Genomic DNA, 19,730 nt, shown 5'->3' on the forward strand with positions numbered 1-19,730 from the left:
GCCCGGGGCGGCGGGCCCGACGACTTGACCGCGAAAGGACCCCCGTGGCCGAGGAAATCATCGTTGCCGGCTGGATGGACTACGCGCCCGGTGACCGCGACACCATGCTGGCGGCCCTCGTCGAGCTGGGCCGGCACACCCGCGAGCGGGAACCCGGCTGTCTGGACTACGCCATGACCGCCGACCCCACCGACACGCGGCGCATCCGGGTGTACGAGCACTGGACCTCGCAGCAGGCCCTCGACGAGCACTTCTCCACCGCGCACATCAAGGAGTTCCGGGCGGCCGTGGCGGGACTGGCCCGCGTGGGGGTATCCCTGACGGCGCACACCGTCGCCGCCTCCCAGCCGATGCGCTGAGAACGGCGCCCCCGACGGGGGCGCCGTTCAGTTCACCGGGGTCAGTCAGCCCAGCCGCACCAGCATCTTGCCGACGTTGCCGCCGTCCAGCAGGGACAGCAGGGCGCCGGCGGCGTTCTCCAGGCCGTCCACGACCGTCTCGCGCGCGGTGATCCGGCCGTCGGCCAGCCAGTGCGCGACCCGTCGCTCGAACTCCGGCCGCAAGTCGTCATGGTCGCGGACGATGAATCCGCGCAGCGTCAGCCGTTTGAGGACGGCCTGGATCAACTGGTTGATGTCCACCGGCCGTCGCTCGCCGCCGAACTGCGACATCATGCCGCACAGGGCGACCCGGCCACCGGTGCGCAGCGCGTGCAGGGCGGCGGCCAGTTGCTCACCGCCGACGTTGTCGAAGTAGACGTCGAGACCGTCGGGTGCCAGCCGGGCCAGCGCCTCGCGCACCGGTTCGGTCCGGTAGTCCGCGGCGGCGTCGTAGCCGAACTCCTTCACCAGCAGGGCGCACTTGTCGGGCCCTCCGGCGGTCCCGATGACCCGTTCCGCGCCCAGCAGGCGCGCGAACTGGCCGGCGGCGGTGCCCACGGCCCCGGCCGCGGCGGAGACGAAGACGGTGTCGCCGGGGCGGAGTTCGGCGATCCGGGTCAGGCCGACGTACGCGGTGAATCCGGTCTGGCCGAGCAGCCCGAGCCAGGTGGGCAGCGGGGCGAGGCGCGGGTCGATGCGATCCGCGCCGTCGGTGTCTCCGGCGTCCAGCACGGCCCGCTCCCGCCAGCCCAGTTGGTGCCGCACGAAGGAGCCCGCCGGCACCGACGGGCAGCGGCTCTCCTCGACGACCCCGAGAGCCCGGCCGTCGAGCGGCGAGCCCGGGGTGAAGTTGTGCGTGTAGTGCTTCTCGGTGCTCTCCAGCCGCCCGCGCATGGACGGGTCGACGCTCATGTAGAGGTTGCGGACGAGCAGTTGTCCCGCGCCGAGGGGCGGCAGCGGGTGTTCGTCGACGGCGAAGTCACCGGGCACCGGCTCCCCGTCGGGCCGGCGCACCAGGCGGACCACCCGGGTGGTGCGGGGAGTCACCGGGTCACCCTTCCGGCTGCGCGGCACCGCGACGCCGGGCGAGCCGGCCCACCCAGCCGGCCATCTGCAGGTCGGCGTGGCGCAGTTCGCCCGACTGCCAGCGGGCCTGGAAGTCGAAGACGCCCCGCGCGCCGGACTTCGGGTCGGTCACCTCGACCAGACCGTCCTCGGTGAGCCGGTACACATGCCCGGTCAGTGGGTGGATCACTTGCTTGGACATGGGGCCTCACTCCTGCACTCGGCGGCGTACGCCGCGCTTGGTCACGGTCACCGGGCCCTCGACCCGGAGCCGGCAGGCGAGCCGGGTCAGGCCGTCCACCGGCTTGCGCAGGGCCTCGATGCCCTCGCGCTCCAGGGGGTCCACGGGGGAACAGTTCTCGGCGCCCTCCTCGATCCGGACGAAGCAGGTGCGGCAGGTGCCCTTGCCGCCGCAGAGGGTCGGCCAGCTGTAGCCGAGCCGCCCGGCGGCGGTGAACAGGTCCTCGCCGTCGAGGAGTTCGAGTTCCTCGCCGGAGGGCCGGACAGCGACGCGGTGGGTCACTTGTCCATCCAGTGGTCGAGCGTCCGGTTGAAGTGGCGGATACGGCTCTCCTGGTAGTTGGCCAGGGTGATGCCCGGCTTGCGCATGGCCTTCAGACCCTGCTGGACGTACGGCAGGTTCTCGCAGTCCTGGTCGAAGACGGGTCCGAGCACGCCGAGTTCGGGGATGTCCGCGAAGAGCATGTCCTCCGGCACCCAGCGGATCTTCGCCGGAGGCGGCGTCTCGCCGGGCTCCTTCGGGGCCGACATGAAGATGATCTCGGCGGTGCAGGAGTCCGGGTCGAGGCCGTGGGGCCGGAACCGGTAGATGATGTTGGACTTGGCGCCGCCCCACGGGTTGAAGTTGGGGAACAGCAGGTAGTTGATGGCGTCCAGCAGTTCGGTGTCGGGGGTCCGGGAGAAGTCCTGGCTTGAGGTGGCCGCCAGCTGCGCGCGCATCCGCTGGGCGAGGACCTGGCGGGCGGTGCCGCCGGGCGGGATCGCGGGCAGTTCGTCCCCCTCTCCCCGTACCAGGTCGCGGCCCTGGGCCGCCGAGTAGAACGCGCGCGAGTCGTAGAAGGTCTCCAGTACGTCCTCCTCCGTGACGGAGTCGGCCACGTGCGGGCTGGGCGCGCCCTGGATGTTGATCATCCGGTTCCAGTTCGGCTGGTCCGCCATCACGTCGTACTGGGAGTTGGCGTCGGCGAGCCACGGCAGCATCTGCGGGTGGGTCGCGATCACGTGGAAGGACTCGATGAACGCGTCCTGCGCGATCTTCCAGTTGCAGGGCAGCACCTTGGCGATGTGCAGCGACTTGTAGCGGTTCTCCAGCGGCCAGATGTAGTAGTCGTCGAAGGTGCCGCGGTAGCTGTCGAAGGACTCCGCGCAGGGGTCCATGTTGATGAAGACGAAGCCGCGCCAGGTGGCCACCCGGGCCTCGGGGAGCGCGAACTTCTCCGGGTCGACGTGCGGGAAGTCCCAGGCGCACGGCGGGCTCTGCATGGTGCCGTCGAGGTTCCAGGCGAAGCCGTGGAAGGGGCAGCGGAACTCGCCGACGTTGCCGCCGGCGGTGCGCAGTTTGCGGCCGCGGTGCAGGCACACGTTGACGAAGGCGCGGATCTCCTCGGGGGCGGTGCGCACGACGATCAACGAGTCGTCGCCGATCTCGTAGATCTCGTGGTCGCCGACCTCGGGGATCTCGCTCTCCAGGCAGGCGAACTGCCAGACGCGCCGCCACACCTGCCGCATCTCGCGTTCGGCCCACTCGCGGGAGGTGAAGCGGGTGGTGTCGATGTCCTCGCTGCCGAGGTGATCGTTCCGCTCGAATCGCAGGGCGGCGGGAACAGGCCGGCTGTCCTGGTCGAGGTAGTCCTGGACGCTGGGCCCTGGGCACCGTGCGGTGCCCGACTCCGACGTTTCGTCCATCATCTCTCCTCCGGCAGAAACTTTAGAGTGAGTGTAGTTAGCTGCCATGGCCGGGAGCAACACTCATGACGATGGAGCGGGCCACATAGCGCGAGGTCATCGCGGAAATCGCCGCCGGGCCTGGAATTTTCCGCGACGACCCCCTCCCCAATCCCGCCGGGGCATGTCACACTCCGACGCACTTGAGGCTGTAGTGCCTCATAAGTTTCTCGTCCGGGTCGGCTTTCGCTCGTCCCGGGCACAACGCCGCGGGATCACCCGACGGCCCGCGCCGTGCCCCACGCCGGCGACCGACGCAGCCCGCTTCCCCTCAAGCCCCCATCCGCGCCGTCCCGTCCCGGGCGGCACAGGGATCCGCCTGACCGAAGCCGACTGCCGCGTTCGCGGAGCGACGCGGACCGCGGCAGCGCAGGCGCCACACCACGGGAGTACTCGACGATGAGTTCCACACCCGGTCGCGCGGTCCGCCGCGCCCTCACCGCGCTCGTGTCCGTCACCGCCCTGCTGGGCCTGGCGGCCTGCGGTACCGACTCCACTCCGGCCGCCGGCAGCTCACAGGCGGCGGCACCCGACTCGCCCGGCCTGACGGCGGCCCGCGCGGCGCTGAAGAAGTTCTCCGAGCGCCCGGCCACGATCCCCGTCACCGAGCCCGTCGGCAAGAAGATCCCCAAGGGCAAGGAGATCGACTTCATCCTGTGCGGCGTCCAGTCCTGCAAGGACCTCGCCGACTTCTTCACCGAGGCCGCCGAGGAGCTGGGCTGGAAGGTGAAGCAGATCGCCACCCAGGGGACGCCGGAGTCCGTCCAGGCCGCCTACGAGCAGGCCCTGCGCGACAAGCCGGACGCCGTGATCGCCTCCGGTTTCCCGCGCGCCGTCTACGCCAAGCAGCTGGCCCGGCTGAAGGCCGCCGAGATCCCCGTCCTCCAGTCGAACGCCGACGACCTGCTCGGCGACGGCATCTCCCTGCTCAGTAACGGCCCGGACGACGTCGCCGTCCAGGGCGAGATGCTCGCCTCGTGGGTGGTGTCGAACAGCGGCGCCAAGGCGAACACCGTCTACTTCGATCTCCCGGCCTACACGATCCTCAAGCCCGTCAAGGACTCCTTCGCCACCAAGTACGAGAAGTGGTGCGACGGTTGCCCTCTGGACCAGGTCGATGTGCCGATCACCGCGGTGGGCAAGGACATGCCCGACCGCGTGGTGTCCTACCTCCGGTCGCACCCGAAGGTGACCCATGTCGTCTTCTCCCTCGGCCTGCTCAACGTGGGCGTTCCGGCCGCGCTGAAGACCGCCGGCCTCACCGGCAAGCACATCGTCGTCAACGTCGGTGACGCGCAGAACTACCAGTACATCCAGAGCGGTCTCACCGACGGCGCGATGGCGCTGAACTCGCACGAGACGGCCTGGCTCCAGGTCGACGCGCTGGCCCGGCACTTCACCGGCCAGCCCATGGACGTGGACCAGAAGGCGAAGCTGCCCAACATGCTCGTCACCAAGGACAACCTGCCCTCGGCCGACGGCGACTTCCCGATCGTCGAGGACTACCAGGCGCAGTTCAAGGCGCTGTGGGGCCTGAGTTGACCGGGCCGGTGCTCCGGGTGTCCGCCCTGTCGAAGAGATTCGGCGGCACCCAGGCCCTGAAGGACGTCGACCTGGAGGTCGCGCAGGGCGAGATCCATGCCCTGATCGGCCCCAACGGCTCCGGCAAGTCCACCCTCATCAAGATCCTCGCCGGGTACCACCACGCGGAGCCGGGAGCGGTCGCCGAACTCGACGGCGAGCCGTTCGACCTCGGGCAGGTCACCGCCTCCCGGCACGACCGGCTCCGCTTCGTCCACCAGGAGCTGGGGCTGGTGGGCGAGTTGAGCGCCATCGACAACCTCGCGCTCAGCCGTGGCTTCGCCCGCACGGCCCTCGGCAACATCCGCTGGCCGGAGATGGAGCGGCGCACGACCGCGCTGGTCGAACGGTTCGGCCTCGGCATCGACGTACGCCGACCCCTGACGGCGGCCACCCCCGTGCAGCGCGCGGTGGTGGCCATCGCCGCCGCGCTCCAGGGCTGGGAGGGCCGCCGCGGGGTCCTGGTGCTCGACGAACCCACCGCCGTACTGCCGCCCGGTGAGGTGGCCAGGCTCTTCGACATCGTGCGGGAGATCCGTGACGCCGGCGCCGGCGTGCTGTACGTCTCGCACCGGATGGACGAGATCTTCGCGCTCGCCGACCGGGTCAGCGTGATCCGCGGCGGGCGCCGGATCGCCACGCGCCGGGTCGACGAACTCACCCCGCGCTCGCTGGCGGAGCTGATGGCGGGCGAGGAGACGGAGACCGACCACCACCCGGCTCCCCGGCCCGGCACCGACGCGGCCGTACTGGAGGTCCGCGACCTGTGGGCCGGCCCCCTGCGGGGCATCGGCTTCGACCTCGCCGGGGGTGAACGGCTGGGCATCACCGGGCTGGTCGGCTCCGGCCACGAGATCGTGCCGTACGCGGTGTGCGGCGCCCACGCCGGACGGGTGAGCGGCAGGCTGCGGCTGCCGGAGCGCTCCGAACGCTGGACCGACGCGCGCCGCGCCGGTGGGCTGGGCCTGCCCCTGGTCCCCGCCGACCGGACGGCCGAGGGGGTGATCGGCGACTTCTCGGTCGGCGAGAACCTCACGCTCCCCCTCCTGCGGCGGCTCCGCGCCCGGGGCGGACGGCTGCACCGGCGCCGCGAGTCGGCCCTCGCCGAGGACTGGATCGAGCGGGTCGGGGTGCGCACGGCGGGCCGCGGGGCCCGCATCACCACGCTCAGCGGCGGCAACCAGCAGAAGGTCGTCATGGCCCGCTGTCTGGCACAGCGCCCGCCGGTGCTGGCGCTGTGCGAACCCACGGCGGGCGTCGACATCGCCACCCGTCTGCAGCTGTACGACCTGATAGAGCGTCAGGCGAGCGAGGGCATGGGCGTCATCGTCTCCTCCTCCGACACCCAGGACCTGCTGGCGCTGTGCACGCGTGTCCTGGTGGTGCGGGAGGGCCGGATCGTACGGGAACTCGGCGGTCGCGACATCACCGAGCCGGCGCTGGTGCACGCCATGGAAGGGACCGAGTGACATGAGCCTCGGAAGGAAGCGAGTGACATGAGTCCTGGAAGGAACCGAGCGACATGACATCCATCCCGACCCGGCCGGCGGCGCTCAGGCCGCCCGCGCCGCACCGGCCCGCCGGGCTCGTCCCGGCCGCACCGGTCCGGCGGGTAGCGGCCGCCCTGTCGTTCCGGAACATCGGCGCCGTGTACGTGTGGCTGGTCATCGCCGTGCTCTTCTCCGTCTGGGCACCGGAGACGTTCCCGACCGCCACCACGGTCAAGCAGGTGCTCAACGGCAACGCCGTGGCCGGGCTGGTGGCCCTCAGCGTCGTTCCGCCGCTGGCCGCCCGGGTCTTCGACCTCTCGGTCGCGTACACCATGTCGCTCACCAGCGTGCTGACCGCCTACTTCCTGGTCACCGCCGGACTCGGCCCCGCCGCCTCGATCGCCCTGGCGATGACCGCCGCACTGCTGATCGGGGTCGTCAACGGCATCGTCGTCGTGGTGCTGCGTGTCGACTCGTTCATCGCCACCCTGGCGACCGGCGCGCTGATCCAGTCGCTGATCACCATGGTCACCAACGACAGCTCCATCACCGGCGTACAACTGCTGGCCGAGCCGTTCGCGAGCATCGCCCAGCTGGACGCGGGCGGTATCACGCTGCCGGTGCTGTATCTGCTGCTCGCCGCCGTGGCCATCTGGTTCCTGCTGGAACACACCGCCACCGGGCGCCGGTTGTACGCGACCGGCTTCAACGCCGACGCTGCACGGCTGCAGGGGGTGCGCACCGACCGGCTGCGGTTCCTGACCCTGGTGACCTCCGCGCTGCTCTCCGGCGCGGCCGGCGTCGTCTTCGCGTCGTCCGTCGGATCGGGATCGCCGACCGCGGGCACCCCGTATCTGCTGTCGGCCTACGCCGCGGCCTTCGTCGGGGCGACGCAGCTGCGCGCCGGACGCTTCAACGCCTGGGGGACGGTGCTCGCCGTCCTGCTGCTCGGTACCGGCGTCACCGGACTCGGACTCGCCACCAGCGCGCCGTGGGCCGCCAGCCTGTTCACCGGCTCGGTCCTCATCGTCGCGCTGGTCCTGACGGGTGGCCGGATCACCCTGCCGGCCGTCCTGCGGCGCCGGACGGGGACGCCCTCGGGTGTCGCCCCCGAGGCTCCCACGGAGGGCGCCGCAGCGCCTGCCCCCAGTAAGGAGAACGAGGAATGATGAAGGCTGTGCAGTACCGGAAGGTGGGACAGGCGCCCGAGGTCGTCGAGGTCCCGGTGCCCGAACCCGGCCCGGGTCAGGTGCTGTTGAAGGTGACGGCGGCAGGGCTGTGCCACTCCGACCTCGCGGTCATGGGCTGGCCCGAGGAGCAGTTCCCGTACGCGCTGCCGATGACGCTCGGCCATGAGGGGGCCGGCACCGTCGCGGCGGTGGGCAGCGGGGTCGAGGGGCTGACGGAGGGTGACGCGGTGGCGGTGTACGGGCCGTGGGGCTGCGGTCGCTGCCGCACGTGCGGGCAGGGCAAGGAGAACTGCTGTCCGCACGCCGCCGGGCTCGGCATCGTGCCGCCCGGGCTCGGCCGACCCGGCGCCCTGGCCGAGTACATGCTGGTGGACTCGCCCCGCCATCTGGTGCCGCTGAACGGGCTCGACCCGGTGCAGGCGGCACCGCTCACCGACGCCGGGCTGACGCCGTACCACGCGATCGCGAAGTCGCTGCCCAAGCTGGTGCCGGGCAGTACGGCGGTCGTGATCGGCGTCGGGGGGCTCGGCCATCTGGCCGTGCAGCTGCTGCGCGCGCTGACGCCGGCCCGGGTGGTGGCCCTCGACGTGAGCAAGGAGAAGCTGGAGCTGGCGACGACCGTCGGCGCGCATGAGGCGCTGCTCTCCGACGACGCGGCGGCCGGACGGATCCGGGAGCTCACCGGCGGGGTGGGAGCGGAGGTGGTGCTGGACTTCGTGGGAGCGGCGGCCACGCTGGCCGTCGCCGCCGCGTCGGTGGCGGTGGAGGGCGATGTGACCATCGTCGGCCTCGGCGGGGGCACGCTGGCGGTCGGCTTCGGCGGCGGTCTGCCGTTCGAGGTGTCCGCGACGTTCCCCTACTGGGGCAGCCGCGTGGAGCTGATGGAGGTCGTCGAGCTGGCGCGTCAGGGGCTCGTCTCCGCCCATGTGGAGACCTTCTCCCTGGAGGAGACACCGGTCGCGTACGAGCGCCTGCACGCGGGTGGGATCAACGGCCGCGCGGTGGTGCTGCCGCACGGCTGAGCGGGGGTGGGCCACCGGTCTCGGGGCGTTGCCGGACGGGTAGGGGCGGCGGGGGCGACTTCCCCCACCGCCCCCTCGTCGTCGCGATCAGTCGCTCACCGGGCTCTCCGCCCCCACCACCACCCGTCCTACACAGCGCCGCAGCACCGTCATGAACTCCGGTGTCTCCCACGGTCCCCGGTCCACCCGCCCGGTGTCCGCCACGCCGAGGTCCTGCATGTCGTGGCGGCCCCGGCAGTGGCCGAGGGTGAAGTAGCAGACCTCGCCGAGACCATGCCGCTTGAGATACAGCACCGGCCTCGGCGCGTCGTCCTGAGCCGCCGTGTCGCCCTCGGCGAAACCCCGGCACGGTCCCGTGAACTCGGCGTGCAGCAGCACCTCCAGCTCCCCGTGCAGCTCGCACACGTACAGCTCGTCGCTGACCGTGAACGGTTCGATTCCGGCGACCAGCGGATGGCCGGGCCGGGTCACCCGCACCTCGTAGGGCTCGATCGGCGGATGGGCGAGGAACTGGCTGCCGAGCACGGCCGCCAGGTCGCCGAGGAGCCGGGGGGTGGTGAAGACCCGTGGTCCGCCGTGGGCGGGCGGGTCGATCACCGCGTTGGTGCCGTGCAGGGCGAGCCAGCGCCCGCCCCTTTCGACGAACCGTGCCAGCGCCTCCCGCTGGGCCGGGCGGGGCCGGACGTCACAGGTGTAGGTCACCAGCAGATCGGCCGCCTCCAGCGCGGCGGCACAGTCGTAGTCCTGGAAGACCGACGTACGCACCCGCGGATGCTCACCGAGCAGTTCCAGCAGCCGCAGCCGCGCGTAGTCGACGTCGTGCCATCTCCCGCCGCACACCAGTACGGCGTCCAGCCGGCCGGCCGGGCCCGCCACGGCTCAGTACTGGACGCGGGTCAGCAGCCCGCCGTCCACCACGAGGTTGACGCCGACGCAGAAGGAGCCGGTCCGCCCGAGCAGGAACGCCACGGCGGCGGCCACGTCCTCCGCCGTGCCGTAGCGGCCGATCGGCAGCTTGGCGAGGACCTCCTCGTACACCTCCGGCCGGCTGGTGCGGATGGTCTCCCAGGCGCCGCCTGGGAAGTCGATCGGGCCGGGTGAGACGGTGTTGACGCGGATGCCCTTCGGCGCGAGGGCGTGCGCGAGGGCTGAGGCGTGCTGGACGACGGCGGCCTTCAGCGCGGAGTAGGAGTTGGCGCCGGCGGGGCGGGCGGTGTCGGAGGCGTTGGTGGTGCCGATGGCGACCACTGCGGCCCGCTCCGAGGCCTCCAGGTGGGGCAGGGCCGCCTCGACCAGTCTCGCGAACGGGATCAGGTCGCCGCGCAGGCTCGCCTCCCACGCGTCGGGGCCCTTGACGTTGCCCGCCGACACGTTGGACACCAGCAGGTCCAGGCCGCCCAGTTCACCGGCCGCGCGCTCCACGAAGCCCGTGAGCGCGGCCGGGTCGGTGACGTCGACCGGCTCGGCGAACAGCGTCGCTCCCTCGCCGCGCAGTTCGGCCGCGGCCTTGGCGAGCGCCTCCTCGCCCCGGGCGCACAGCGCCAGCGCGCAGCCCTCGGCCGCCAGGGTGCCGGCGATCGCCCGGCCGATGCCCCGGCTCGCGCCTGTCACCAGCGCCTTCGCGCCTGTCAGTCCCAGATCCATCGATGTCACTCCTCTGTGATTGCCGAACGTGTGCTTGCCGGACGGGCCGAAGGCCCAAGGGGTCTCAGTTGCCGGGGAGTTGCGAGAACGGCACCCGGTCCACGCGCGGTTCCGGCGGAAGCTTCAGTACGCGCTCGCCGATGAGGTTGCGCTGGATCTGGTCGGTGCCTCCGGCGAGCCGGTAGCCCGGGGCGCCGAGCAGGTGCTCGGTCCAGGCGAACGTGCCCGACTCTCCCGTGTCGGCGCTGATCCGGGCGCCCATGAGTTCGGCGGCGACCTGCCCGGTGCGGGTGAGCAGGTCGGAGGCCATCAGCTTGGTGAGCGACGCCTCGGGGCCGGGCCGGCCGCCGGAGGCGCTCGCGCGGGCGACACGGTCCACCGTGGCGGCGCGCAGTTCGGTACGGACGTACAGGTCGGCGAGGTGCTGACGGACCAGTGGGTCGTCGGTGCGGCCGAGCGAGCGGGCGAGGGCGAGAACGTCGGTGAAGGTGCCGCCCTTGCGGCGGTTGCCGCTGCCGGAGGCCGTCCGTTCGAAGCCGAGGGTGGCGGTGGCGACCTCCCAGCCCTGGCCCGGGCGCCCGACGCGGAGCCGGTCCGGGACGCGGACCCCGCTGAGGAAGACCTCGTTGAAGGAGGCGCCGCCGCTCATCTGCCGGATGGGGCGCACCTCCACGCCGGGGGCGTCCATCGGGACCAGGAAGGCGGTGATGCCCGCCTGTTTGACGACCTCGGGATCGGTGCGGGCGAGCAGCAGGCCGTACTCGGCGAACTGCGCCCCGGAGGTCCACACCTTCTGTCCGTCGATCACCCACTCCTCGCCTTCCCGCCGGGCCCGGGTGCGCAGCGCGGCCAGGTCGGAGCCGGCGCCGGGCTCGCTGAAGAGCTGGCAGGCGAGCAGGTCCGTACGCAGGAACGCGCGTGCGTGCTCCTGGCGTTGCTCGGGTGTGCCGAACAGGGACACGGCCATCGCGACCAGGCGCACCGTGACGCTGATCAGTTCGGTGGACGGCGGTACGTCGAAGGCCGACTCCTCCTCGGCGAAGGCCGCCGCGTGGGCGGCGGTCAGGCCGGCGCCGCCCTTGTCACGAGGGAGGGTCAGCGCCTGGTACCCGGCGTCGAAGCGGGCGCGCTGGTAGGCGCGGCAACGCTCCAGCAGCAGGCGCTCCTCGTCCTCGGGAAGGTTGTGGAACACCGCGAGGCCGGCGGCCTCGGCATCGGTCCTCGTCGGTCGCGCCGGTTCGAGGACGGTGGTCAGCCACTGTCGGACCGCTGTGCGCCATGTGTCCGTGTCGGGCTGGGACATGGCTCCTCCTTGAGACGGCACTTACCAGACGGAAGTTGCAGTAACGACGACCGGAAGGCATCCGAACCATCTGCTTGAGCATGCGTGAATGCGGTCGGCTTGGAGCAGAGTGTTCCGCACTTTCTTGATAAACGCTACAGTCTCGGCATCGCCTCTCCCCTGAACGCGGGAGAGGACCGAGGAGTCGCCGGAGGAGCCATGTCGCTGCTGCCATTCGACCGTCGCGCCCGGGAGACCCCGGACGAACCCGCCCTGGTGGACGACTGGGAAGTGCTGTCCTGGTCCGCTCTCGCCGACCAGGTGGAGCGGGCCGCGGCGCGGCTGCTGGAGATCGCCCCAGGCCCTCACGACCGGGTCGTCGTCCTGGGCGACAACGCCGTCCCGACGGTCGTGGCCCATCTGGCCGGACTGCGCGCCGGGGTGGGGACCGTGGCCACGTCCCGGCATCTGACGCCGGGTGAGCTGGTGGACCAGATCATCGACGCGGGGGCGACCGGCATCATCGCCGGTCCCGCCGGGGCGGGTGCCGCCCTGGACGCGGCGAGGGAACTGGGGCTGCCGCTGGTGATGCACGGAACCACGGCGATCGGGCACGCCTTCGACTGGGACCTGTGGCTGGCGGCCACGCCCGCCGGACGGACCCTTCCGGCGGGCCGGCCCGCCCGGCCGCCCCTCGTCTACACCTCGGGCACCACCGGCCGGGCGCGTGGCACCGAGGTGCGCTGGGTGAGCGGCCCGGTCGCCGACAGCGCCGCGTATCTGGCCGCGATCGCCGTCCGGCCCGGGTTCCCGCCGGGGCCGCACCTGGTGTGCGGCCCGCTCCAGCACAACGCGGCGCTGACGTCGCTGCGGCACCTCGCGGCCGGCGGGCAGGTGGTCGTACTCGGCAGATACGACCCGGCGATCTTCCTGAGCCGGGTCGCGAAGTGGCGGGTCACCTCCACCGTCATGGTGCCCACCCACTTCCAACGGCTGCTCGCCCTGCCGGACGAGGTACGTGCCCGGTACGACGTCTCCAGCCTCACTCAGGTCTCCCACACGGGCTCCGCGTGTCCGCCGGACGTCAAGCGGGCCATGATCGAGTGGTTCGGTCCGGTGCTGACGGAGTCCTACGGCGCCAGCGAGGCGGGCACCGTGGCCCGGATCAGCAGCACCGAGTGGCTGGAGCACCCCGGCTCGGTGGGACGCGCCCAGCCCCCGTTCGAGGTGGTGGTCACCGGTGACGACGGGCGGCCGCTGGCGCCCGGCGAGCGTGGACTGCTCGCCTTCCGCGCACCCGAGGAGCGAGGGGTGCGCTACCACGCGGACCCGGAGAAGACGAAGTCCGCCTACCTCTCCCCCGGCGTCTTCACCCTCGGCGACATCGGCTACGTCGACGCCAACGGCTACATCTTCATCACCGACCGGGCGGCCGACGTCGTGGTCTCCGGCGGCGTCAACCTGTACCCGGCGGAGAGCGAGGAGGTGCTGCGGCAGCACCCGGCGGTCGCCGAGGTCGCGGTCATCGGGGTGCCCGACCCGGACTTCGGAGAGTCGCTGCGGGCGCTGGTCGTGGCGGGCGCCGACGAGCCGCCGGCCGAGGACCTGGACCGGTTCTGCCGCGAACGACTGGCCGCCTACAAGTGCCCGAAGGCGTACGAGTTCGTCCCGGAGCTGCTGCGCAACGCGATGGGCAAGCTCGACAAACGCGCGATGCGCCGCCCCTATTGGCACTCCGAGCGGACCATCGCGGGCTGAGCGGGGCCGACGACGACCGTTCGAGCGTCACGGCCTCCGTCCCGCCCGCCGCCCGACTCCGCCCGCCCCGCCCCGCGCCGGCCCCGCCGACCTTTCCCACGAAGGACCACCCATGACCGAACTCCTCCTCATCCGGCACGGCCTCCCCCTGGCGGGCGTGTACGACCCGGGGCTGTCGCCGGAGGGCGCCGCCCAGGCGGAGCGCCTCGCCGCCTGGCTCGGGTCCGAGGACATCGACGCCCTGTACACCAGCCCGTTCCGGCGCGCCCGCGAGACGGTGGCACCCCTGGAACGGCTCACCGGCATGACCGCGACCGTGCTGGACGACCTGCGCGAGTGGGACACGGACGTCTCGCACCCCTACACCCCGCCGGAGCAGATCGGCTCGGACGATCCGCGGGCGGCGGCCCTCGCCGAGGGGCGGTACGAGGACTTCGTGCCCGATCTGGACTGGGACGCCTTCCGCGCGCGTGCGGGACGGGCCATGGCCACCATTCTCGACGCCCATCCCGGCGGGCGGGTCGCGGCCGTGTGCCACGGCGGCATCACCAACACCTATCTGGCGACGGTGCTCGGCCTGCCGAGGATGTTCTGGTTCCACCCCGGCTACACGTCGATCTGCCGGGTGCGGCGGTTGCCGGGCGGCCGGATCGTCCCGCACTCGGTGAACGAGACGGCCCACATGATCGCCGAGCGTGCCGTCGACGCGGTCGCCTGACCCTCCCCGCTCCCCAGGCCCGACCGCCCCACTCCTCCAGGAGGCCCCGGCATGCCCGGATCCGTCATCGTCTCCGGCGCCAGAACACCCATCGGCAGACTGATGGGTGCCCTGAGCGCCGTCTCCGCCGTCGACCTCGGCGCCCACGCCATCAGCGCGGCGCTGGCCGCCGCGCGCCTGGACCCGGCCGCGGTCGAAGCCGTCGTCCTCGGCCATGTCGTCCAGGCCGGGGCCGGCCCCAATCCGGCACGGCAGGCCGCGATCCGCGCCGGAGTCCCGTTCTCCGTGCCCGCGAGCACCGTCAACAAGCTCTGTCTGTCGGGTCTGCACGCCATCGCCCTGGCCGACCTCATGATCGCCTCCGGCCGTCACGAGGTGGTCGTGGCGGGCGGCATGGAGTCCATGTCGGGCGCCCCGCACCTGTTGCGCGGAGCGCGTACCGGCTGGAAGTACGGCGCGACCGCGGTCGAGGACGCCCTCGACCGCGACGCCCTCGTCTGCGCCTTCGACGGTGTCTCCATGGGCGCGGCGACCGAGCGGTACCAGCAGCCGTACGCCCTGACCCGCGCGGAGCAGGACGAGTACAGCGCGCTCTCCCACCAACGGGCCGCCCGCGCCCGGCAGTCCGGCGCGCTGCGCGAGGAGATCGCCCCGTTCACGGTGACGGGACGGCGCGGCGAGACGGTGGTGGACACCGACGAGGGCGTACGGCCGGACAGCACGGCCGAGAGCCTCGGCCGTCTGAAGCCGGCGTTCTCCCGTGGGGGCACCGTCACCGCGGGCAACTCCTCCCAGCTCTCCGACGGCGCCGCGGCGGTCGTCGTGATGAGCGCGGAACGCGCCCGGCGGGAGGGCCTGACGCCGCTCGCCGAGATCGGCGCCTACGGCACGGTCGCCGGTCCCGACCCCTCCCTGCTGGTCCAGCCGGCCGGCGCGGTCCTCGACGCCCTGTCCCGGGACGGCCGCCTGAAGGCCGCCGACCTGGATCTGTTCGAGATCAACGAGGCGTTCGCCGGAGTGGCCCTCGCCTCCGTCCGAGAGCTGGAGATCCCCTTGGAGAAGGTGAACGTCAACGGCGGTGCCATCGCGCTCGGCCATCCGGTTGGCATGACGGGCGCCCGCCTGGTACTGACCCTCGCGGCGGAGCTGCGGCGACGCGGCGGCGGCAGCGGAGCGGCGGCCCTGTGCGGGGGCGGCGGCCAGGGCGACGCGCTGCTGCTGCACGTGCCGGCACAGGCCTGAACCCCGAAAGTGGACGCACCATGAACGACCAACTGCCGCCGACCGAGACGGTCCTCACCGTGGCGAGCCGTACCCCCGCCGCCGACGGCGTCGTCTCCCTCACCCTGCGCCGCCCGGACGGCGGGACACTTCCGTCCTGGACGCCGGGCGCCCACATCGACGTGCTCCTGGACGGTGCCGACGGCGACCTGATCCGTCAGTACTCCCTGTGCGGGCGCCCGGAAGAGCGCGAGGTGTGGCAGATCGCCGTGCTGCGCGAGCCGCGCGGCCGTGGCGGCTCCGCCCATGTCCACGACCACCTGCGCGAAGGCTCCACCGTCCGCGTGCGCGGCCCCCGGAACAACTTCCCGCTGCGGCCCGCCGCACGTCAGCTGTTCGTCGCCGGCGGTGTCGGCATCACGCCCGTCCTCTCCATGGTCGAGGCCGCCGACGCCGCGGGAGCCGACTGGCGACTGCTGTACGGCGGTCGCACCCGCACCTCCATGGCGTTCCTGGACCGTCTCGCCCCGTACGGGGACCGTGTGCTGATCCGTCCCCAGGACGAGTACGGCCTGCTGGACCTCGCCGCCTTCCTCGGCCCGCCCGAGCCGGGAACCCTGGTGCACGCCTGCGGTCCCGAACCCCTGCTGCGGGCCCTGCGGGAACAGTGCGAGGGCTGGCCCCCGGGGACGCTGGGCGTCGAGCGGTTCGCCCCGGTCGAGACGGCGGGGGCCGGCCCCGCCCAGGCCTTCGAGGTGGAACTCGCCCGCTCCGGGCTCACCCTCACCGTGCCGCCGGACCGCTCGGTGCTCGAAGCGGTGGAGAAGGCGGGCGTCGAGGTGGCCTCCTCCTGCCGGGAGGGCACCTGCGGCACCTGTGAGACCGATGTCCTCGACGGCGATCCCGACCACCGCGACTCGCTGCTCACCGAGGACGAGCGGGCCGCCGGCGACACCATGCTCATCTGCGTCTCCCGCTCGTGCGGGCCCCGCCTCGTCCTCGACCTGTGAGCGGGCGGGGGCAGTTGGCCGCGCACACCGCCCCTGTGCCGCTGCTCACGTCATCCCCCCTTCCGGCAATTTACTAGGACGTCCTAGTATCTCTCTCGCCAGCGTTCCTCCATCCCGCCCGGGAAGGCCCCCATGAGCGACCTGCACCGACCTGTGCACCCCGTCCGCCTGGTCACCGCTTCGGCCCTGTTCGACGGTCACGACGCGTCGATCAACATCATGCGGCGCATCCTCCAGTCCCAGGGCGCGGAGGTGATCCACCTCGGACACAACCGGTCGGTGCGGGAGGTCGTGGACGCGGCGCTGGAGGAGGATGCCCACGGTGTGGCGGTCTCGTCCTACCAGGGCGGGCACGTGGAGTACTTCGAGTACCTGGTCGAGTCGCTGCGCCGGCACGGAGCGGAGCATGTGCGGGTGGTGGGCGGCGGGGGCGGGGTGATCGTGCCCGAGGAGATCGCCCGGCTGCGCGACAGCGGGGTCACCATCTTCTCCCCGGAGGACGGCCAGCGCATGGGCCTGGCCGGGATGGTCAACTCGGTGATCAGGGACTGCGACTTCGACCTCTGGGACAGCGGGGCGGCCGACGCGGCCGGCGTCCTCGCGGGCGACCGGTTCGCGATCGCCCGCGCCCTCACCGGCGCCGAACTCGGCAAGCTGCCCCCGGATCTCCTGGGGCAGCTGCGGGGTGCCGCGGCGGCACGCACCGTGCCGGTGCTCGGCATCACCGGCACCGGCGGTTCGGGGAAGTCCTCGCTGACCGACGAACTGGTGCGCCGCTTCCGCCTCGACCAGCAGGACAAGCTGCGCATCGCCGTGATCGCGGTCGACCCGACCCGCCGCCGGGGCGGCGGCGCCCTGCTCGGTGACCGGATCCGCATGAACTCCCTGGACGGCAACCGGGTCTTCTTCCGGAGCCTGGCCACCCGCGGCAGCCGCGAACTGCCCGAGCACCTCACCGACGTGATCGACGTGGTCAAGGCCGCCGGGTTCGACCTGGTGATCGTGGAGACCCCGGGCATCGGACAGGGCGACGCGGCGATCGTCCCGTTCGTCGACACCTCCCTGTATGTGATGACACCGGAGTTCGGCGCCGCCTCGCAGTTGGAGAAGATCGACATGCTCGACTTCGCCGACGTCGTCGCGATCAACAAGTTCGAGCGGCGCGGCGCCAAGGACGCGCTGCGGGACGTGGGCCGCCAACTGGTCCGCAACCGCGAGGCGTTCGGCATGCGGCCCGAGGACATGCCGGTGTACGGCACCTCCGCGGCGACCTTCAACGACGACGGGGTCACCGCGCTCCACCAGCATCTGAAGGCCGCGCTGGCCGAGAAGGGGCTGCCGCTGTCCGAGGGCACGACGGCGCCGGTCGACGTCCGCCACTCCTCCGGCATCCGCCAGGTGGTCCCCGCCGGCCGGGTGCGCTACCTCGCCGAGGTCACGGACACGGTCCGCGCGTACCACGCCGAGACCGAGCGGCTGGCCGAGGCGGCCCGGCGGGCGCAGCGTCTGGACCTGGTCAGCGCCGAACTGGTCGAGGCGGGCTCCGACGCCGGGAACGTGCGGTCACTGCTCGACGACGCCCGCAGGCAGCTCCCGCACGACATCGTGGAGCGGATCACGAACTGGCCCGCTGTCGTGGCCTCGTACTCCGGTGACGAACAGGTCGTGAAGGTCCGGGACAAGGAGATCCGTACCCGGCTGACCCGCGAGTCACTGTCGGGGAACAAGGTCCGGCGCGTCGCGCTGCCCCGGTTCACCGACCACGGGGAGCTGGTGAACTTCTGGCGCCGCGAGAACCTGCCCGGCCACTTCCCCTTCACCGCCGGGGTGTTCCCCTTCAAACGCGACGGCGAGGACCCGGCGCGGATGTTCGCCGGCGAGGGCGATCCGTTCCGCACCAATCGTCGCTTCAAGCTGCTCTCCGAGGGCCAGCCGGCCACCCGCCTGTCCACCGCGTTCGACTCGGTCACCCTGTACGGCCGCGACCCGGACGAACGCCCCGACGTCTACGGCAAGGTCGGCACCTCCGGCGTCTCCGTGGCCACGCTGGAGGACATGAAGGCGCTCTACGACGGCTTCGACCTGGTCGCGCCGACCACCTCGGTCTCCATGACGATCAACGGACCCGCGCCCACCGTCCTGGCGTTCTTCCTCAACACCGTCATCGACCAGCGGATCGACCACTTCCGCGCCACCGAGGGCCGCGACCCCTCGCCCGAGGAGACGGCCGGCCTGCGTGCGCACGCCCTGGCGAACGTGCGGGGCACGGTGCAGGCCGACATCCTGAAGGAGGACCAGGGCCAGAACACCTGCCTGTTCTCCACCGAGTTCTCCCTGCGGATGATGGCCGACATCCAGGAGTGGTTCATCGAGCAGAAGGTCCGCAACTTCTACTCGGTGTCCATCTCCGGCTACCACATCGCCGAGGCCGGCGCGAACCCCGTCAGCCAGCTGGCCTTCACCCTGGCCAACGGCTTCACCTACGTCGAGGCGTACCTGGCCCGGGGCATGCACATCGACGACTTCGCCCCGAACCTGTCGTTCTTCTTCTCCAACGGCATGGATCCGGAGTACACGGTGCTGGGCCGGGTGGCCCGCCGTATCTGGGCGGTGGCGATGAAGGAGAAGTACGGCGCGAACGAGCGCAGCCAGAAGCTGAAGTACCACGTCCAGACCTCGGGCCGCTCCCTGCACGCGCAGGAGATGGACTTCAACGACATCCGCACCACCCTCCAGGCGCTCATCGCCATCTACGACAACTGCAACAGCCTGCACACCAACGCCTACGACGAGGCCGTCACCACCCCCACCGAGGAATCCGTGCGCCGGGCCCTGGCGATCCAGCTGATCATCAACCGGGAATGGGGCCTGGCCATGAACGAGAACCCCCTCCAGGGCTCGTTCGTCATCGACGAACTCACCGACCTGGTCGAGGAGGCCGTGCTCCAGGAGTTCGAGCGGATCAGCGAGCGCGGCGGCGTCCTCGGCGCCATGGAGACCGGCTACCAGCGCGGCCGCATCCAGGACGAGTCGATGCTCTACGAGCAGCGCAAGCACGACGGCACCCTCCCTCTCATCGGCGTCAACACCTTCCGCAACCCCCACGCCGACACCGCCGAGCCCGGCGCCATCGAACTGGCCCGCGCCACCGAGCAGGAGAAGCAGTCCCAGCTGGCCCGTGTCAGGGACCACCAGGCCCGCCACCGGGACCAGGCCCACGCGGCCCTGACCGCCCTGAAGGACGCGGCGGTGAGCGGCCGCAACGTCTTCGCGGTCCTCATGGACGCCGCCCGGGTCTGCTCCCTCCAACAGATCACCGAGGCCTTCTTCGAGGTCGGCGGCCAGTACCGCCGCAACGTCTGAACCGGCCCCGCAACCCCGTGCAGCCACTCTACGAAGAGGAC

17 protein-coding genes are annotated in these 19,730 nt (G+C 71.9%); 10 read left to right on the forward strand and 7 right to left on the reverse strand.

What is annotated here, in order from left to right; translation table 11 throughout:
- The first annotated feature begins 44 nt into the window (after nucleotides 1-44).
- Nucleotides 45-359: a putative quinol monooxygenase gene (locus ACZ52C_RS32060; protein ID WP_469078040.1), complete on the forward strand. Its 315-nt coding sequence runs from the start codon at nucleotides 45-47 to the stop codon at nucleotides 357-359.
- 45 nt (nucleotides 360-404) lie between these two features.
- Here ACZ52C_RS32060 and ACZ52C_RS32065 read toward each other — a convergent pair whose 3' ends face one another.
- Genes ACZ52C_RS32065 through ACZ52C_RS32080 form a run of 4 tightly spaced genes read right to left on the reverse strand, consistent with a single transcriptional unit; the run spans nucleotide 405 to nucleotide 3,374 of the window.
- Nucleotides 405-1,427: an NADP-dependent oxidoreductase gene (locus ACZ52C_RS32065; RefSeq protein WP_469078041.1), complete on the reverse strand. Its 1,023-nt coding sequence runs from the start codon at nucleotides 1,425-1,427 to the stop codon at nucleotides 405-407.
- Nucleotides 1,428-1,431: 4 nt separating this feature from the next.
- Nucleotides 1,432-1,647, reverse strand: a complete 216-nt coding sequence (locus ACZ52C_RS32070) for a transposase (RefSeq protein ID WP_469078042.1) — start codon at nucleotides 1,645-1,647, stop codon at nucleotides 1,432-1,434.
- Between the two features lie 6 nt (nucleotides 1,648-1,653).
- On the reverse strand, nucleotides 1,654-1,968 hold the full coding sequence (locus ACZ52C_RS32075) for a 2Fe-2S iron-sulfur cluster-binding protein (protein ID WP_469078043.1): 315 nt from the start codon (nucleotides 1,966-1,968) through the stop codon (nucleotides 1,654-1,656).
- Entirely contained in the window at nucleotides 1,965-3,374 is a 1,410-nt protein-coding gene (locus tag ACZ52C_RS32080; RefSeq protein ID WP_469078044.1) for an aromatic ring-hydroxylating oxygenase subunit alpha, read from the reverse strand. Before ACZ52C_RS32080 ends, ACZ52C_RS32075 begins: the two co-directional genes overlap by 4 nt.
- A gap of 435 nt (nucleotides 3,375-3,809) precedes the next feature.
- Between ACZ52C_RS32080 and ACZ52C_RS32085 the strand changes: the two genes are divergently transcribed.
- The 4 genes from ACZ52C_RS32085 to ACZ52C_RS32100 are packed head-to-tail and all read left to right on the forward strand — an operon-like array spanning nucleotide 3,810 to nucleotide 8,693.
- Entirely contained in the window at nucleotides 3,810-4,952 is a 1,143-nt protein-coding gene (locus ACZ52C_RS32085) for a sugar ABC transporter substrate-binding protein (RefSeq protein ID WP_469078045.1), read from the forward strand.
- A 17-nt stretch (nucleotides 4,953-4,969) separates the two neighbouring features.
- Complete coding sequence (locus ACZ52C_RS32090; RefSeq protein ID WP_469078046.1) at nucleotides 4,970-6,460, forward strand: sugar ABC transporter ATP-binding protein; 1,491 nt, start codon at nucleotides 4,970-4,972, stop codon at nucleotides 6,458-6,460.
- A 53-nt stretch (nucleotides 6,461-6,513) separates the two neighbouring features.
- Nucleotides 6,514-7,650 (forward strand): ABC transporter permease, encoded by a 1,137-nt coding sequence (locus ACZ52C_RS32095; protein WP_469078047.1) that lies wholly within the window; start codon nucleotides 6,514-6,516, stop codon nucleotides 7,648-7,650.
- Nucleotides 7,650-8,693, forward strand: a complete 1,044-nt coding sequence (locus tag ACZ52C_RS32100) for an NAD(P)-dependent alcohol dehydrogenase (RefSeq protein WP_469078227.1) — start codon at nucleotides 7,650-7,652, stop codon at nucleotides 8,691-8,693. Before ACZ52C_RS32095 ends, ACZ52C_RS32100 begins: the two co-directional genes overlap by 1 nt.
- 87 nt (nucleotides 8,694-8,780) lie before the next feature.
- On the opposite strand, the gene ACZ52C_RS32105 is transcribed toward ACZ52C_RS32100, so the two are convergent.
- From ACZ52C_RS32105 to ACZ52C_RS32115, 3 genes are all read right to left on the reverse strand, one after another.
- Nucleotides 8,781-9,569 carry a ThuA domain-containing protein gene (locus ACZ52C_RS32105; protein ID WP_469078048.1) on the reverse strand — a complete coding sequence of 263 codons (789 nt, stop codon included), beginning with the start codon at nucleotides 9,567-9,569 and terminating at the stop codon, nucleotides 8,781-8,783.
- A gap of 3 nt (nucleotides 9,570-9,572) precedes the next feature.
- Entirely contained in the window at nucleotides 9,573-10,337 is a 765-nt protein-coding gene (locus ACZ52C_RS32110) for an SDR family NAD(P)-dependent oxidoreductase (RefSeq protein WP_469078049.1), read from the reverse strand.
- A gap of 64 nt (nucleotides 10,338-10,401) precedes the next feature.
- Nucleotides 10,402-11,640 (reverse strand): acyl-CoA dehydrogenase family protein, encoded by a 1,239-nt coding sequence (locus ACZ52C_RS32115; protein ID WP_469078050.1) that lies wholly within the window; start codon nucleotides 11,638-11,640, stop codon nucleotides 10,402-10,404.
- A gap of 198 nt (nucleotides 11,641-11,838) precedes the next feature.
- On the opposite strand from ACZ52C_RS32115, the gene ACZ52C_RS32120 reads away from it, so the two are divergent.
- The 5 genes from ACZ52C_RS32120 (at nucleotide 11,839) to icmF (ending at nucleotide 19,689) form a co-directional block, all read left to right on the forward strand.
- Nucleotides 11,839-13,377, forward strand: a complete 1,539-nt coding sequence (locus ACZ52C_RS32120; RefSeq protein WP_469078051.1) for an AMP-binding protein — start codon at nucleotides 11,839-11,841, stop codon at nucleotides 13,375-13,377.
- A 112-nt stretch (nucleotides 13,378-13,489) separates the two neighbouring features.
- Nucleotides 13,490-14,095, forward strand: coding sequence for a histidine phosphatase family protein (locus ACZ52C_RS32125; protein ID WP_469078052.1), 606 nt, complete (start codon nucleotides 13,490-13,492; stop codon nucleotides 14,093-14,095).
- A 51-nt stretch (nucleotides 14,096-14,146) separates the two neighbouring features.
- Nucleotides 14,147-15,337, forward strand: coding sequence for an acetyl-CoA C-acyltransferase (locus ACZ52C_RS32130; RefSeq protein ID WP_469078053.1), 1,191 nt, complete (start codon nucleotides 14,147-14,149; stop codon nucleotides 15,335-15,337).
- Between the two features lie 20 nt (nucleotides 15,338-15,357).
- Nucleotides 15,358-16,326: a PDR/VanB family oxidoreductase gene (locus ACZ52C_RS32135; RefSeq protein ID WP_469078054.1), complete on the forward strand. Its 969-nt coding sequence runs from the start codon at nucleotides 15,358-15,360 to the stop codon at nucleotides 16,324-16,326.
- Nucleotides 16,327-16,458: 132 nt separating this feature from the next.
- Complete coding sequence (gene icmF, locus ACZ52C_RS32140) at nucleotides 16,459-19,689, forward strand: fused isobutyryl-CoA mutase/GTPase IcmF (protein ID WP_469078055.1); 3,231 nt, start codon at nucleotides 16,459-16,461, stop codon at nucleotides 19,687-19,689.
- The last annotated feature ends 41 nt before the right edge of the window (nucleotides 19,690-19,730 follow it).

The sequence above is a fragment of the Streptomyces sp. NPDC034049 genome, assembly GCF_055575575.1.